This window comes from Nitratireductor sp. WH36-1, assembly GCF_058725515.1.
Window position 1 is genome coordinate 228315 of record NZ_CM178970.1, and the last position, 15166, is coordinate 243480.

Annotated in this window: 12 protein-coding genes, 1 tRNA gene and 1 pseudogene; 5 read left to right on the forward strand and 9 right to left on the reverse strand. The window is 62.2% G+C overall.

The window, feature by feature from the left end:
• Window positions 1-20: 20 nt before the first annotated feature.
• The 3 genes from AC4PTT_RS01095 (at window position 21) to AC4PTT_RS01105 (ending at window position 3090) form a co-directional block, all read left to right on the forward strand.
• On the forward strand, window positions 21-566 hold the full coding sequence (locus AC4PTT_RS01095) for a hypothetical protein (protein WP_492161955.1): 546 nt from the start codon (window positions 21-23) through the stop codon (window positions 564-566).
• Between the two features lie 718 nt (window positions 567-1284).
• A complete protein-coding gene (locus tag AC4PTT_RS01100; protein WP_492161956.1) occupies window positions 1285-1521 on the forward strand; it encodes a hypothetical protein in 237 nt (78 codons plus the stop codon).
• Between the two features lie 633 nt (window positions 1522-2154).
• Entirely contained in the window at window positions 2155-3090 is a 936-nt protein-coding gene (locus AC4PTT_RS01105; protein WP_492161957.1) for a hypothetical protein, read from the forward strand.
• Between the two features lie 695 nt (window positions 3091-3785).
• On the opposite strand, the pseudogene AC4PTT_RS01110 reads toward AC4PTT_RS01105, so the two are convergent.
• Window positions 3786-4433: pseudogene (locus AC4PTT_RS01110) on the reverse strand (magnesium chelatase domain-containing protein); the annotation flags it as partial.
• 218 nt (window positions 4434-4651) lie between these two features.
• Window positions 4652-5599 carry a glutathione synthase gene (gshB, locus tag AC4PTT_RS01115; RefSeq protein WP_206549282.1) on the reverse strand — a complete coding sequence of 316 codons (948 nt, stop codon included), beginning with the start codon at window positions 5597-5599 and terminating at the stop codon, window positions 4652-4654.
• A 207-nt stretch (window positions 5600-5806) separates the two neighbouring features.
• Between gshB and AC4PTT_RS01120 the strand changes: the two genes are divergently transcribed.
• Window positions 5807-7162 (forward strand): putative bifunctional diguanylate cyclase/phosphodiesterase, encoded by a 1356-nt coding sequence (locus AC4PTT_RS01120; protein ID WP_113153665.1) that lies wholly within the window; start codon window positions 5807-5809, stop codon window positions 7160-7162.
• A 38-nt stretch (window positions 7163-7200) separates the two neighbouring features.
• On the opposite strand, the gene AC4PTT_RS01125 is transcribed toward AC4PTT_RS01120, so the two are convergent.
• Window positions 7201-7557 (reverse strand): septal ring lytic transglycosylase RlpA family protein, encoded by a 357-nt coding sequence (locus AC4PTT_RS01125; protein ID WP_206545541.1) that lies wholly within the window; start codon window positions 7555-7557, stop codon window positions 7201-7203.
• Between the two features lie 147 nt (window positions 7558-7704).
• Here AC4PTT_RS01125 and AC4PTT_RS01130 point away from each other — a divergent pair, with 147 nt between their 5' ends.
• A complete protein-coding gene (locus AC4PTT_RS01130) occupies window positions 7705-8928 on the forward strand; it encodes a serine hydrolase domain-containing protein (protein ID WP_492161958.1) in 1224 nt (407 codons plus the stop codon).
• A 57-nt stretch (window positions 8929-8985) separates the two neighbouring features.
• Here AC4PTT_RS01130 and AC4PTT_RS01135 read toward each other — a convergent pair.
• From AC4PTT_RS01135 to mepA, 6 genes are all read right to left on the reverse strand, one after another.
• A tRNA-Leu gene (locus tag AC4PTT_RS01135) sits at window positions 8986-9070 on the reverse strand.
• 149 nt (window positions 9071-9219) lie between these two features.
• The gene (locus tag AC4PTT_RS01140) at window positions 9220-9840 is read right to left on the reverse strand and encodes a 2,3-bisphosphoglycerate-dependent phosphoglycerate mutase (protein ID WP_113153662.1); all 621 of its coding nucleotides are present in this window, start codon (window positions 9838-9840) and stop codon (window positions 9220-9222) included.
• 32 nt (window positions 9841-9872) lie between these two features.
• A complete protein-coding gene (gene dapB / locus AC4PTT_RS01145; protein WP_206545543.1) occupies window positions 9873-10685 on the reverse strand; it encodes a 4-hydroxy-tetrahydrodipicolinate reductase in 813 nt (270 codons plus the stop codon).
• A gap of 1 nt (window position 10686) precedes the next feature.
• The gene (locus AC4PTT_RS01150; RefSeq protein WP_317088487.1) at window positions 10687-12513 is read right to left on the reverse strand and encodes an ABC transporter ATP-binding protein; all 1827 of its coding nucleotides are present in this window, start codon (window positions 12511-12513) and stop codon (window positions 10687-10689) included.
• Window positions 12514-12705: 192 nt separating this feature from the next.
• A complete protein-coding gene (locus tag AC4PTT_RS01155) occupies window positions 12706-13734 on the reverse strand; it encodes a glucokinase (RefSeq protein ID WP_206545545.1) in 1029 nt (342 codons plus the stop codon).
• A 354-nt stretch (window positions 13735-14088) separates the two neighbouring features.
• Window positions 14089-15132, reverse strand: a complete 1044-nt coding sequence (gene mepA, locus AC4PTT_RS01160; RefSeq protein WP_206545546.1) for a penicillin-insensitive murein endopeptidase — start codon at window positions 15130-15132, stop codon at window positions 14089-14091.
• Window positions 15133-15166: the final 34 nt, after the last annotated feature.

Consider the following 15166-nt stretch of genomic DNA (forward strand, 5'->3'; position numbering starts at 1 on the left):
AAGGACCTCGCAGACCGGGCTTGGTCGTCAACATGCTGCCGTGGGGAACACCCTCCCCGCAGTGGCTTTCCGAACAGGAAGCAAGCAGGAAGAAGGGCCCGCGCTGGACATCCCCACTCTACAAGAAGGCGCTGGACGCAGATCGCGAACGTGACCCCGACTTCCACCATCAGGCCACCCTCATCCTCGCCGAGAAGGGCTACTCAGGGCCAGCCACAGCACAGATTCTAGGCATCTCTCTCCGGTCTGTGCGTTCATTCCTCGCCAAGCCGCCGAGCACCCTACTTGAGGAGCGCGAGGAGATTACACAGCGCAAGCATATTGAACACTACAATCGCACCAGATGGGGAAAGGCCCCGTTTGACATGCGGGCATATCTGGTGAGCCACCGGCTTGTCACGAAAGCCGACGCAGATTGGATCGATTATGAACCCTTCAAGAAGCTGACGAAGCGGCAGCGTATGCAATGTCTTCTCGCGGATGGCTTACTCTCCCACCGTCAGATTGCAAAGCGTGTTGGGATCACCCGTCAGGCCGTCGATAAGGCAGCCAAAGCCGATCACTAGGCAAGCCACTGGGATCAAACGATTTATCCTAGATAATAAGTCTTCCTTACCAATGGTGCAACTACGGGAAAGACGACACGCTTTTAAACCCGAATTAATGTATATTTTCAATCGCTTAGACGAAATTCAGGGTGGCAACTCCCCTATATAACTAAAGGTACACCCTAAGTCTGGCCTATCGTTTCTAGCCGGAGTTGACAGCCCTCCCCGACACAATCAGAAACAACCCTCCGAGGGGATAACCATAGCTTGACCTTGAAGGACCCCTGCTAAGCAGGTCCTACCTCAAGCAGCCGGCTATGCGGTCGCTGCGCTCCGGAAAGACACAGATTCATGAGGTCTTGTCAGGAGCTGGACAGCCTCAGTTCAACTTCGCTCACATGATTACCCGCATCTTCGTCTGCCCCGACTTCGCGGTTCTTCCCGAAGGTCGGTTTAATGGTCCAGTCGAAGTAGGCGCTCCGCGTTAGCCACACGTCAGCCAGTCGCCTTGGCTCGGCCTTCGAGAGTTCAATCAACGAAGTTGGCTCAGCCGAAGATGCCCCAAGGCTATCGCTGACCACCCCTGAAGCTTCTCCCCCACGACATGAAATCTCTTTGTGTCTTCCGGGAGCGGAGCGACCCCCAAACATCCGCATTGAATGGACCTTGGACAACGCATCTTCGATGCCACTCCCAAGGCTACCTCAATGGTCCCACCAGAAAGGAAATCACCGCGATGACCACCGACGCGGCACCCGATGCCGTTACCGACAACCGTACAGACGACACCGCCCGGCGTCAGCGTTGGCGCGAAGCTCAAGCCCGGTACTACGCCCGTCGCCGAGAGCAGAAACTGGAGATGATCGAACATTACCGCCGAGAGCATCCAGACCGCTACCGCACCTCCCGCAACCAGTCCCTGAAGCGCACCCGACGCGGCATTCAGCGGGCATACAGAAAGACTTCACCATGACCGACCAGCCCCTCACCCCCGCCCAGAAAGCAGCGGCCACACGCGCCCGAAAGAAAGCCGAGGCAATTGCCAAGGCCGCAGCTTCAGCACGTCAACAGCGAAGGCGTGAGCGGTATCAGGAATGGGCCAACCAGTTCCCTGAGACGGCACACCAGCGGCTTATACAGGAGGAGCGGGCAGAACAACGGAACGCCGTCCCTGCACATCACCTGATCGCCGCTCCAAGGCTCAAACCGGTAGAGCGCCGGATATGGGAGTAGACCCGCTTCACGGCTACAGGGACAGCCTGGGCAACCCCTCATCAGAGTTCCCAGCCCGCAGCCTCGTGGCCGCACTGCTGGACGCCCTGAGCGATCCTACGGTGTATTCGTGGAGCGCCATTGAGGAGCGGCTCGGCATACCCGAGGCATACCTCACGGCGGAGCGGTCTTTCATGGCCTACGGGTTCCCGGAACTTTCCCCAAACGCCCTCGCGGAATGGACGACTGAGGCTAGCTTCCGCCGACCTGAGAACGCCCCCACACGGCAACCCGCCCAACATCCACCCGTCAAAGCGCCCGACCACCGATACGGCTTCAACCGCCCAACGCACGACGCCACCAGCCCAACACTCCCACAACAGGAAACTTCAGAATGACGCATTACGTAGACGACCCAAGCAAATACATCCCGGACACTATTCTGGCCATTCAGGCCGAACAACGGGCCGAAGAAGCCCGGCAGGCAGACCGGCAGGCGCAGGCCGAACTAACAGCAGCGAAGGCGAGACAGGAGCAAGCCGAGCGAGAACACGCGGAGGCCGTGGAAAGGTCCCTTGCCGGTAACCAGCAGCAGCTTGCACAGCAATACGGCATGAACAGCCGAATACAGATAGCGGGCGGGAAGACCACCCAGGTCGAGAACCGTTATTATTCGAGCAGAGACCTCGAGATGGTTGCGCCGAAAGCGGTTATCGAAACAACGCCAATCTTTCTCGGCGGTATTCAGGTTGGGCCTCAGCAGGCCATTGAATTGATCGAACAGGGCATCTTCTCAAAGGCCGAGTATGACGCCGGTCTTACCGAAGCTCTGGCAGCGAAAGGCTACAAGCGCCCTTTTGAGGAAGCCCCGGCCTGCTCGACCGGGGACCAAGCAAAGACTGACATTCGTGAGATCGACCGCCTCCCAGACGACGAACTGACCGACGACGAGCTGAAGGAGCGGCGGGAGAAGGAACACGCGGCGAGAATTGCCGAGGTTGATCAGCACCTCGACGAATGGCGCTCGACCACCCCCGAGGAGCAACAGCAGTCCACCGCAGATGCCTTCATAGAGACCGGCGAGATTGACCACGAACTTGCAGGCGTTCCTGCCGAGGTCATGGCAAAGGTGGAAGCTGGGTTCATTGCCCAGACAGAGAAGATGGCGCTTTCGGAGTTCGGTCTATCCCACGAGCAGTGGATGGAACACGTGGCAGACGAGGACCTTCCCACATTCCGCCGCGCAGCCCTCAAGGGCGATTGGAAGGTGTTCCGCGATCACGCCCAGCAGTGCGCGACGATGCGCATGGAGATGGGCCTGAACACATAGAAAGAACCGCCCCACACCTTCGGGGAAATACAGGCGGCTGGGAGCGCGTTTGCCTGCGGAGAGACATTCTATCCTCCCTACACCTCAAGGCGCTCCCACACGGTCCTACGGCTGAATCTGAGCCACTACACAACAGACAGGAAAGGACGACTTTGACCCAAACCCGACGACAGACCAAACAGCGCCCCATGTGTGAGGACAGTGACGATTATCGCCACGAAATCCTGCGGTGGACCTTTAGCGGAACCAAGGCGACCCGAATTGCCGAATGCGGAGATCACATCCAGTGGCTGATCCAGTATCGGCAGCCCAGCGGGCGATGGCGAACCCGCTCCTTCTGTCGCACCCGTGCGGCGCTAGAGCGACTGCTGCCGGGGATGGCCGAGGAAATCCGGGCCAAGCTTCCCGACACACTGCCGAGTCATGCAGCCTTACACCCGTGCAATGAATTTCTGCCGGTTGTCGATGAAGACGCAAACAGCGTAACTGGCTGCGTTACCAACAAATGGAGACGTGACCAATGCTTATCAAAACACCCCACTTTGAGATCGAGGTCCACCGTGGCAGCCTCTATGTCCGGTTTGGAAGCCGCGACAGGTTCTACGAATGGTCTTAAGGCGCGGACCAATCCGATGGTACCCAGTCGCATCAGCGCCTGATATTGAATTGAAGAAAGAATGGGTCTTTCTGGACCTTATCATCAGAAGATTGTGGCCGCCAGCGGCCGCCACCTCCAGAACCCGCTTGGCCCCCTCCTGCCCTTTGATGTCGGCAAGATCCGGCAATCTGACCGGCGGCGGCCCGAGAGCCGGCTCCGGGCGGCTCATCACCTGGCTACCCTTGAAATGATTGGCGAGCGCGATGAGGCTGCGCGGCGCGAGAATGTCGAGATCCGCGCTGGCCCACGCGGCCTCCGCGCCGCAGGCATGCGGGCAGATCAGGCCGCGCCCCATCGCATTCGCCCCGATGGCCGCCGGCAGAACACCGTTCACCGCCGCCACCGTGCCATCGAGAGAAAGTTCTCCTAGCACGACATAGCCAGCTAATGAATCGCCGGGAATCGCGCCGAGAGCGGCCATGAGACCCAGCGCAATCGGCAAATCGTAATGGCTGCCCTCTTTGGGCAGGTCCGCAGGTGCGAGGTTGATCGTCACCTTCTTGGGCGGCATGGAAAGGCCCGACGCATGAAGCGCAGCCTGCACCCGCTCCCGGCTTTCCGCGACGGCCTTGTCGGCCAGCCCGACGATCTGCATCCCCATCTTGCCGGGAGCCACCATCACCTGCACCTCGACAGGCACAGCCTCCACGCCCTGAAATGCCACAGTGCTCACATGCGAAACCATGTGCTCTCCCCCTGCGCACGCCCGGCATTGCAGCCAGAACACGAGTTCCAATCCCCTTGCAACCGTATTGAAGCAGCTTCAGGCGATCAGATCAAGAACATTGAGAGAACAACCTAGCGCAAAGGTTGTCGGCAGGTTGCAGAGAGTTGTGCCGGGAGAACAGATCGGGGCGAGCGCAAACGCAGCCCGCCCCTTAAACCTGATGCATGATGCAGCGGTCAGACTGCGGCGCAGCGCGCCTCGACGGCATCCCAGAACAGCGCGGCGATATCCGCGCCGCCGAATTTCTTGACCTCGCGGAGGCCCGTCGGAGAGGTCACATTGATCTCCGTCAGCCAGTCACCGATGACATCGATGCCAACCAGCGTGAAACCGCGCTCGCGCAGCGACGGCCCGATGCGCTCGCAGATCTCGCGCTCGCGATCCGTCAGTTCCGCATGTTCGGCGCGGCCGCCCACATGCATGTTGGAGCGCGAATCGTGCTCGGCCGGCACACGGTTGATGGCGCCAACCGGCTCACCCTCAATGAGGATGATGCGCTTGTCGCCGCCACGCACCTCTTTCAGGTAGCGCTGCACGATGAAGGGCTCGCGGAACGCTTCCATGAACATTTCCAGAAGCGAGGCCAGATTGCGGTCTCCCTCCTTGAGGTGGAAGATGCCAGCGCCGCCATTGCCGTAGAGCGGCTTGACGATGATGTCGCCATGCTTCCTGCGGAAATCATCGACCTCGCGCGGATCGCGGGTGATCAGCGTTTCCGGCATCAGGTCGGCGAATTCCGTTACGAAGATCTTTTCCGGGCTGTTGCGCACCCAGGCCGGATCATTGACCACGAGCGTCTTCGGGTGAATGCGCTCGAGAATATGCGTCGTGGTGATGTAATTCATGTCGAACGGCGGATCCTGGCGCAGAAGCACCACATCCAGCTCCGAAAGGTCCGTGCGCTGCGGCTCGCCGAGCGTGAAGTGGTTGCCCTCCTCATCGCGCACCTCAAGCGTCTCGGCCCAGGCGATGACCTTGCCATCGGCCATGGAGAGACGATCCGGCGTGTAGTGCCAGAGCGCATGGCCCCGCCTCTGCGCTTCCAGAGCGAGCGCGAAGCTGGTGTCGCCGGCAATCGAAATGGTGGAGATATGGTCCATCTGGACCGCGACTTTCAGGGACATGGAAAGAGCTCCGGAGGGGACTGTTGTGCGGCAGATGACGGCCCGCGCATGCTTCTGTCAAGCTGTGGATGCCGCACAGACGTCACGCCGCGCCGTCGATGAACAAAAGACTGTTCACGATAACGTTATATTGGATACGATTCATAAACACTTTGCGTCCACTGTTCGGCGCATCGAGAACAAGATCGCCCGCATAACGGAGTTTCGATGCAGCCGGCGCCCGCACAAGCACGGACGATAACGGCGGACCAGTCCGACTTTGCCTTCACCGATGCGTTGACGGGCCTCGGAAACATGCGCCGATTCTTCGACAAGATCGACCGGCTGATCGAGGAACGCGCGGACGACCCCGCTCCTTTCGCCATCGGCGTTCTGGATCTCGATGGCTTCAAGCCGATCAACGACCTTTTTGGCCGCGCCGCGGGCGATGAAATCCTGCAGCAGGTGGCCATGCGGCTGCGCGCCGCGATGGATACGCACTCCACGGTCACCCGCATCGGCGCAGACGAATTCGCCTTTCTGTTTCCGCTGGTCTTCAGCGAAGAGGCCGCGCGCGAGAAGACACGGCTTCTGATCGAAATTCTCTCCGCCCCCTATGATGTCGGCCACCGCACCGCGCGGCTTTCGGCGTCTGCCGGCTGTTCCCTCTATTATTCCGAGGAAGAGACAGGCGAGGTATTGCTCAACAAGGCGGAAACCGCGCTCTATCAGGCCAAGCGCACGGGGCGCGGCGCAGTCGTGGTCTACACCCGCGAGATGGAAGAGGCCGCCAAGCGCGTAACCCATATCGAGCAGGCCCTGCGCCGGGCGGTCGCCGCCGGCGAGGTGGAGCCGCATTTCCAGCCGATCGTCGATCTGGAAACCCGCCGCACGGTGGGCTTCGAGACGCTGGCGCGCTGGACCGACCGGGATCTGGGACCGGTTTCGCCGGGCATCTTCATTCCCATCGCCGAGGAACGCGGCATCATCGGCCCGTTATCGCAGTTGGTGTTGCGCAAGGCCACGGAAGCCGCGCGCGACTGGCCGGAGGATCTGTTCCTCTCGTTCAACCTGTCGCCGTCTCAACTGGTCGATCACAATACCGGCCTGCAGATTCTCTCCATTCTCGAGCAGACGGGCTTCGATCCGCGCCGGCTGGAGATCGAGATCACCGAAACGGGCCTGATGAACGATCCGGCCTCCGCACAGCGCATCGTTGAAGATCTGCGGCGGGTTGGCATTCGCGTTTCGCTGGATGATTTCGGCACCGGCCAGTCGAGCCTTGGCCGGCTGCGCGAGTTCCATTTCGACAAGCTCAAGATCGACCGCGCCTTCGTCGCCTCGATCCTGGAAGACCGGCCGTCCGAACACATCATCCGCGCCATTCTCGCCATGTGTGAGGGGCTTGGCATGGAAGTGGTTGCCGAAGGCATCGAAGCCGAGGCGCAGGCCGAGCGCCTCACGCAGTTTGGCTGTGCGGGCGGGCAGGGCTATCTCTTCGGGCGTCCCTGCAATGCCGACGCCACGCTTGGCTATCTCCACCATACGGGCGAACAGAAAACACTGCAGCGCGCGAGCAGCTAACCCGCCTTCCGGCTCGCTTGCCAGCTTGGGGCCTGACCCTAGCGCTTTTCCAGACAGACCCTGGTGTGGCCGGCGCGAATGAAGCCGAGCTTCGCTGCAGCAGCCTTTGACAGATCGAGAATGCGGCCACGCGCAAAGGGGCCGCGATCATTGATCCGCACGACCACGCTGCGGCCATTGCGCTCGTTGGTTACACGCAGTTTCGTGCCGAAGGGCAGGGTGCGGTGCGCTGCGGTCATCGCAGCCGGGTTCATCCGCTCGCCTGAAGCCGTCTTCGACGTAAGCGCGTACCATGACGCGCTGCCGCACTGTGCTGACGCCGGTGCGGACAACACCGCAACGAACAAAGCGGCTGCCGGCGCGATCATCGCGCCGCGGGAAAGTCGCCTATGCATTATCAGTTTCCTGGAGTTGACGTAGCGGCCGCATAGCGGCGAAATGAGGCGACGTAGCGGCAGCGGCCGCCACGGCATGAAATTGCGACGCAGGATGGGCCGTTCTCGGGCTTTTCTGCTTTGCCTATGCCCTTGAGGGAGGCTTCCTTGACCGACACGCCGCGCACTCTTCGCTCCACCCGCAGGCTCGTCGGCCTTACAGGGCTTGCCGGCCTGCTCCTGGCCTCCACGCCGCTTGCAGCACAGGAAACCGGTCCAGGGGCAGACGCCGTGCAGAAGATCGCGCTCGACGCCTTCGACGCCATGAAGCTCAACGCGCTTCTTCTGGAGGTGCGGATTGATGGCGAGCCGCTCATCACGCTTGCCCATGGCGAAGCGATGCCGGGCGTGCCGCTCACGACGGACGGACACTTTCGCAATGGCGCGGTTGCGCTCACCTATGTTGCGGCAGTGGCGCTGCGGCTTGCGGAGGAGGGGCGCTTCGACCTCGACCGCCCCATTGCAGAATGGATGCCCGACCTGCCCGCCGCCGACACGGCGACGCCCCGCATGCTGCTTAACATGACGGCGGGCTATCCCGATCACGTGGCGAACGAGAAGGGATTTCTCGAGCCCTTCTATGCCGATCCTTTTCGACAGTGGACCCCGGAAGAGCTGATCGATGTCAGCCTGTCCACCCCCCGTCGCTTTGCGCCCGGAGAGAACTGGGACTATTCCCATTCAGGCTATGTCATCCTCGGGCGCGTGATGGAGACGGCCACGGGCGAAAAGCTCGCCGCACTGATGCAGCGCTACGTGCTCGATCCGCTCAATCTCTCGCAGACGCAGGGCCATGACACGCCGTTTGTCCCGGAACCGGTGGTGCACTCCTACACCGCCGAGCGCGGCGTCTGGGAGGACGCCACCCACTGGAATCCTTCCTGGACACTGGCGCAGGGCTCGGTTCAAACGACGGGCATTTCCGACATGGCCCGCAGCTTTGACACGATCACCGGCATCGACGGGTTCCTGCAGCCGCAATCCCGCAAGGCCATGATCGAGCCGCGCCTGATCGGCTTTGGAGGTCCGCTTGAGGGCTGCCCCAACTGCCACACGCTGGACAGCGCCTTCAGCTACGGCCTTGGCGCGATGCTGCGCGGGGACTGGGTCATGCAGACGCCATCCTTTGCCGGCAATGCATCGGCTGTCGCCACGCTGCCGCAGGGCCATTCACCCGAAGGCCGCGTGACCATTGCCGTCGCCGTGACCTACAGGGAAGAGGCGTTCGATGACTGGCAAGGCAATGTGCCCAACCGCGCCACTGACATTGTTCAGAAAATTGCTGAGGAGCTGGTCCCCGATAACCCGCCCGGACCGCGCCCGAAGCGCTGATACGCAGGCAGCAGCAAGCGCTGCTGACAAAACCGGATTCATTTGTCGGGAAGGGGATGGTGCCCAGGAGAGGACTCGAACCTCCACGCCTCGCGGCACACGGACCTGAACCGTGCGCGTCTACCAATTCCGCCACCTGGGCAGGTGTGCGATGCCGATGTAGGGGGCAAACCCTTCCGTGTCAACGCGGATTTTGATGTTTGTAAAGAAAATGACATGGGGCGTTCCGCCGCATGGGTTTGCGGGGGCCCCAAAACGTGAAAAGGGCGCCCGAAGGCGCCCTGAAACAGATCAATCCTCGAGAACTTCCTTCGAGGCCACCGTCGAATCAGCGTTGAGCTTGTAGACGATGGGAACGCCGGTCGCGATTTCCACCTTCAGGATCTCTTCGCCGGAGAGGCCGTCGAGCGCCATCACCAGCGCGCGCAGCGAATTGCCATGCGCCGCCACCAGAACCGTCTCGCCACGCAGCACATGCGGCAGGATCTCGTGCAGGAAATAGGGCCACACGCGCGCGCCCGTGTCCTTCAGGCTTTCGCCGCCGGGAGGAGGGGTGTCGTAGGAACGGCGCCAGACATGCACCTGCTCCTCACCCCATTTCGCGCGGGCGTCGTCCTTGTTGAGACCCGACAGATCGCCATAGTCGCGCTCGTTGAGCGCCTGATCGCGAATGGTCTCCAGCCCCTCCATCCCCAGCTCGCTGAGGATGTGATCATTGGTGACCTGTGCGCGCGACAGAACGGAGGTGTAGGCGATGTCCGGCTTGAAGCCGCGCGCCTTCAGCCGGCGGCCGGCGTCCTTCGCCTCTTCATGCCCCTTTTCGGTCAGGCCCGGGTCGCGCCAGCCGGTGAACAGGTTCTTCAGGTTCCATTCGCTCTGGCCGTGACGAACGAGAATAAGGGTACCGGACATGATGGGTTCCTTGTTGCTTCGTAATGGAAGATTCAGTTGAGCCCGAGCACGTCGAGCATGGAATAGAGGCCGGGCTTGCGGCCATGCGCCCAGAGGGCGGCCTTGGCCGCGCCATGGGCGAAGATGCCGCGATCTTCAGCCTGATGCGAAAGGGTGATGCGTTCGCCGGTCCCGGCGAGAATGACGGAGTGCTCGCCAACGACGGAACCGCCGCGCAGCGTGGCAAAGCCGATCGTGCCTTCCTCGCGCGGCCCGGTCTGGCCGTCGCGCACGCGCACGCTCTTTTCCGCCAGCGCGATCTCGCGGCCCCGCGCCGCCGCCTCGCCGAGCAGAAGCGCCGTGCCGGAGGGCGCGTCCACCTTGTGCCGGTGGTGCATCTCCAGAACCTCGATATCGAAATCCGAAGCCTCCAGCGCGCGGGCGGCTTTCTCGACCAGAACCGCAAGCAGGTTCACACCAAGGCTCATATTGCCCGACTTCACGATGGTGGCGTGGTGCGACGCTGCCTTGATCTTCGCTTCGTGCTCCGGCTCGAAACCGGTCGTGCCGATCACATGAACGATATGGGCCTGCGCTGCATAGCCGGCAAATTCAACGCTGGAATCCGGCGAGGTGAAGTCCAGAACGCCATCGGCCTTGGCGAAGGCCGCCAGCGGATCGTCGCTGATCGGAACATTGATGATGCCGAGGCCGGCCAGCTCACCCGCGTCCTTGCCGAGAAAAGACGAGCCGGGACGCTCGACAGCGGCGGCGACGCGCACCCCATCCATGGCGTGAACGGTGCGGATCAGCGTCTGGCCCATGCGGCCTGCCGCTCCCACGATCACCAGCCCCATATCCGTCATGCTAGTTCTCCTGCGGCGCAGCCGCGCCATTGTCTGCTGTCGTGTTGGCGAGAAGATCCTCGCTCTTCTGGCTCTGCATGCGATGGAAGCGTGCATAGATGCCGTGCGGTTGGCGCACAAGGCTCTCATGCGTTCCCTCTTCCACCAGATGCCCTTCTTCGAGCACCACGATGCGGTCGGAATTGACCACGGTGGAAAGCCGGTGCGCGATCACAAGTGTCGTGCGCGTTTCCATGATGCTCTCCAGCGCCTGCTGCACCCGCGCTTCAGACTCATTGTCGAGCGCGGAGGTCGCCTCGTCGAGAAGCAGGATCGGCGCGTCGCGCACGATGGCGCGGGCAATCGAGATGCGCTGGCGCTGGCCACCGGAAAGGTTTGCGCCATTCTCGCCCACCAGCGTGTCATAGCCCTGAACCTGCTGGCGGATGAAATCGTCGGCGAAGGCCAGCTTTGCCGCTTCTTCCACCTCTGCGTCCGTCGCATCGGGACGGCCATAGCGGATGTTGTCGCGGATCGTGCCCTCGAACAGATAGGGCTGCTGCGAAACATAGGCGATGGCGCTGCGCAGCGAGCTCTTGGTAACGGTGGAGATGTCCTGCCCGTCGATCTCGATGCTGCCGCCATCCAGATCGTAGAAGCGCTGCAACAGGGCGAAGAGGGTCGACTTGCCCGCACCCGACGGGCCGACAATGGCCGTGGTCTCGCCCGCCTTCGCGACAAAGCTGATGCCATGCAGCACCGGCAGATCGTCGCCATAGGAGAACGCCACCCTGTCGAAGGTGACCGTGCCCTTTTCCACCGCGAGCGTGCCGGCCCCCGGCGCATCGCGCTGCTGCGGCTCGGTGTCGAGGATCTCGTAGATCATGCGCGCATTGACCAGCGCGCGCTCGAGATTGACCTGCACGCGCGCCAGCTTGCGCACCGGATCATAGGCCAGAAGCAAGGCGGTGATGAAGGCAAACACGGAGCCCGGCGGCTGCGCGCTGACGGAAGCCCGCCAGGCCGCGTAACCGATCACGCCGGCAATCGCCAGACCGGCCAGAAGCTCGGTGATCGGCCCGAGGCGTTCGGAAACGCGGGCGATCTTGTTGGAGCGGTCCTCGGCATAGGCGATCAGCCCGGACATCTTGTCCGAGAGCTGCTGCTCCATGGTGAAAGCCTTGATGATGGCGATGCCCTGCACCGATTCCTGCATTGCGCCCAGCAGGCGGGAGTTCACATCCACCGCCTCGCGCGTGACGCGGCGCAGCCGGCGCATCAGATAGTTCACCGAATAGATGAGCGGCGGACCGATCACCAGCGCGATGACCGAGAGCAGGGGATCCTGCATCACCATCACCGCGACAAGCGCGATCAGCGTGACCATGTCGCGCGCGATGGAGGCCACCGTCATGTTGAGCAGATCGCGGATGCCCGTCACGTTCTGGCTGATCTGGGCGGCGAGCTGGCCGGAGCGGGTGGTCGTGAAATAGTCGATGCCAAGCCGCATCAGATGGTCGAACATGCGCTGCTGATAGCGTGCAACGATGTTGTTGCCGATCTTCGCGAGCATGACCGACTGGCCGTAGGTCGCGAAGCCGCGGATCGCAAAGGCAGCGACGATTGCGCCACAGATCCAGCCGACCAGCTCCCAGCGCTGTCGATAGAACACCTCATCGATGATGTCGCGCATGATCCAGGCGCTGAAGGCCGTGGTGCCGGCAATGGCCAGCATGCAGGCAATCGCGATCAGGTAATGTCCGATGTAATCGCGGCCGTTCTCCGCGAAAATGCGGCGAATGACGGGAAGGACCTCACCGACATCCGTCTTGTTTTTTCCAAGCTTCAAAACGTCCGTTCCTGTTCAACCGGGCTTTCGATCGTCCTTTGTGCGTCCAAACGGACACACGGCGATCCAAAGCGTGGGAGCGTTTTCAGGCGTCCATACGGGCGCTTGGCGCTCCAGTGCAGCTTTGCCAACAGGCTATGCCCGTTCGCTCTCGCTCATGCAACGGTGAATCCGGTCGAGGGCGGCGTCTTTTCAGTCTGCTTTCCAGCGCCGGCCCTGGGTTTCGACCCCGAAACGCACCGGTGTGCGGGCATAGGCGGCAAGGCCCACAAGTGCTGCCATCGGGTGCGTGATCACATAGACGGGGATCTCTTTCACCAGTGCGCTATGGGGCGCCTTGTCCTCAAAGGCCCTGCGGAAATTGCCGTTCTTGAGCGTCGGTACGATCTTCTGGGCGATGCCGCCGCTCAGATAAACCCCGCCCCGCGCCATGAAGATCAGCGCCATGTCGCCGGCAAGCCGGCCAAGATAGGTGACGAAGAGATCGAGCGTCTCAACGGCGACCGGGTCCGATCCATCGAGCCCCGCGCTGCTGATCTCGGCCGGCGTTTCATGAACGGGCTGCTTGCCATCGGCGGCGCTGATCGCCCGGTAAAGGTTGACCATGCCGCGCCCGCAAAGGATCTGCTCGGCTGCGACACGTCCCTCGATGCGCTCCAGATGCGGGAAGATCTCGAGATCGCGCTCGCTGCGCGGCCCCAGATCCACATGCCCGCCTTCGCCCGGCACCGGAAACCAGGTGTGCTGCGCATGAACCAGCCCGGCCATGCCAAGCCCCGTTCCCGGCCCCAGAACAACGCGGCTGCCCGTCGGGTCCGCCTCGCCCGGGCACACCATTTCCAGATGCTCGTCGTCGAGCGCCACAACGGCCAGCGCCTGCGCCTCGAAATCATTGATGACGATGATGTCGCCCAGCCCCATCTTCTCCATCATCTGGCGGGGGCGCACGACCCAGTCGCAATTGGTGAGATCAATCTCGTCACCATCGACGGGTCCGGCCACGGCCAGCACGGCAGACTGTGGTAAAATGGAGGTGCGGTCGAGGATGGCGCTCTGGATCGCCTCATCGATGGTTTCATAATCCGCGGTCTGCACCACCGGAAAGGTTTTCGGCTCGGCGTTGGAATCCACCAGAATGGCAAACCGTGCATTGGTGCCGCCGATATCGCCGATCAGGATGGGAAATCGAAGCGCAGTATCGTTTTCGTTCTTGAAATGCATGACATAGACTCAGGTTTCAGGCGCGGCCGAACGCGGCGCGCCTGTCAGTCTTTGCCCCATTCTCGATGACGCGCCGATGAATGTTTCCGGCGACGGGACGTTGCGCTGACGGCGCTAGCTCTGCTCCCCGCATGGTTCCCGGACCCGCCGTGCGGCGCACCCAGCATGCTTATGGTCATGGAACCGCCAATCGCGTTGCCCCACAACCCTTTTATTGCCAGCGCATCGCAGAACAGACGCAGATATGCCGCTCTGAAACACGCCTTTAGAGCGCAATTAAATCGGTTGAAGACAGAAGGCAAGCGCGCCGACGCCAAAAAACCGGCGCGCCTGGTCCTGTCCGGCGCTGATAATCTACTGGAATGCCGGCCTGTTGCTCGGGCGCGGCACGCTGGCCGACGGCATGGCAGACAGGATACTGGCCGGGCTTTCTGCCTGATAGCCGAGCACGGGCAGTTCAGCCGTCGCCGCCTGCGGAACGCCGCCGGCGCCCGTCACGGTCACGGCAACCTCGGATACCGGGTCGGGTGCGGCAAGCACGGCGCGACAGGCCGAGGGCAGGGCGGCCATGGTCATGACATCGCGCGCCTTCGGCTTGGCAGGTCCCTTGGCCGGCTTCCACGGCTCGTCGGTGAACCACCAGGCCAGCGTGTCATCACACCCCTCACTGCGTGGTGGCGGATTCTGCGGCTCGCAGCCCGGCGACCCGGCGGGACAGCCGATGCGAACGTGGAAATGATAGTGATGGCCCCAGAAGGGGCGAACCTTGTTCAGCCACGAACGGTCGCCACGCACCGTGTCGCACAGCTTCTTCTTGATGCCGGGATGCACCAGAAGGCGCTCGACTTCCGGATAGCTCGCCGCGCGGCGCAACACGGCCTCATGTCCCTTCGTCCACTTTTTGTCGTCAACGTAGAGCGAGCCCTTCTTGAGCATGGAGATGGCACTGATGCGCTCACGGTCCGCCACCGTCATCCGCTTCGCCGGCATTTCGGTGAACCAGATATCGGCGTCGAGCCCGAGCTGATGCGAGGCATGGCCGGTGAGCATGGGGCCACCCCGCGGCTGCGAGATGTCGCCAACGAGCAGACCACGCCAGCCATCCTGCGCCGCCTCGCGCGAGAGCTTTTCCAGCACCGAGATCATGACCGGGTGCCCCCAGCGGCGGTTGCGCGAAAGGCGCATGGCCTGCCAGTTCGGCCCATCGGGCGCAATGGCCACGCCGCCTGCGAAACAACCCTTTGAGTAAAACCCGTGCACGGCGGGACGGGTGGCGGCGGGAAGTGTTTTCGCGCCGAAAAGCTGCTTGGCCAGCGGCTCGGCCTCAGCCGATGCAAGCGTGGCGGAAAAGCCCAGAAAGGCCGTGGCCGCCAGTTTCAGAATCCGTTGGAATCGCATCGTTTCCTCGTTTTCGACCCGCCCGTGCGATCAT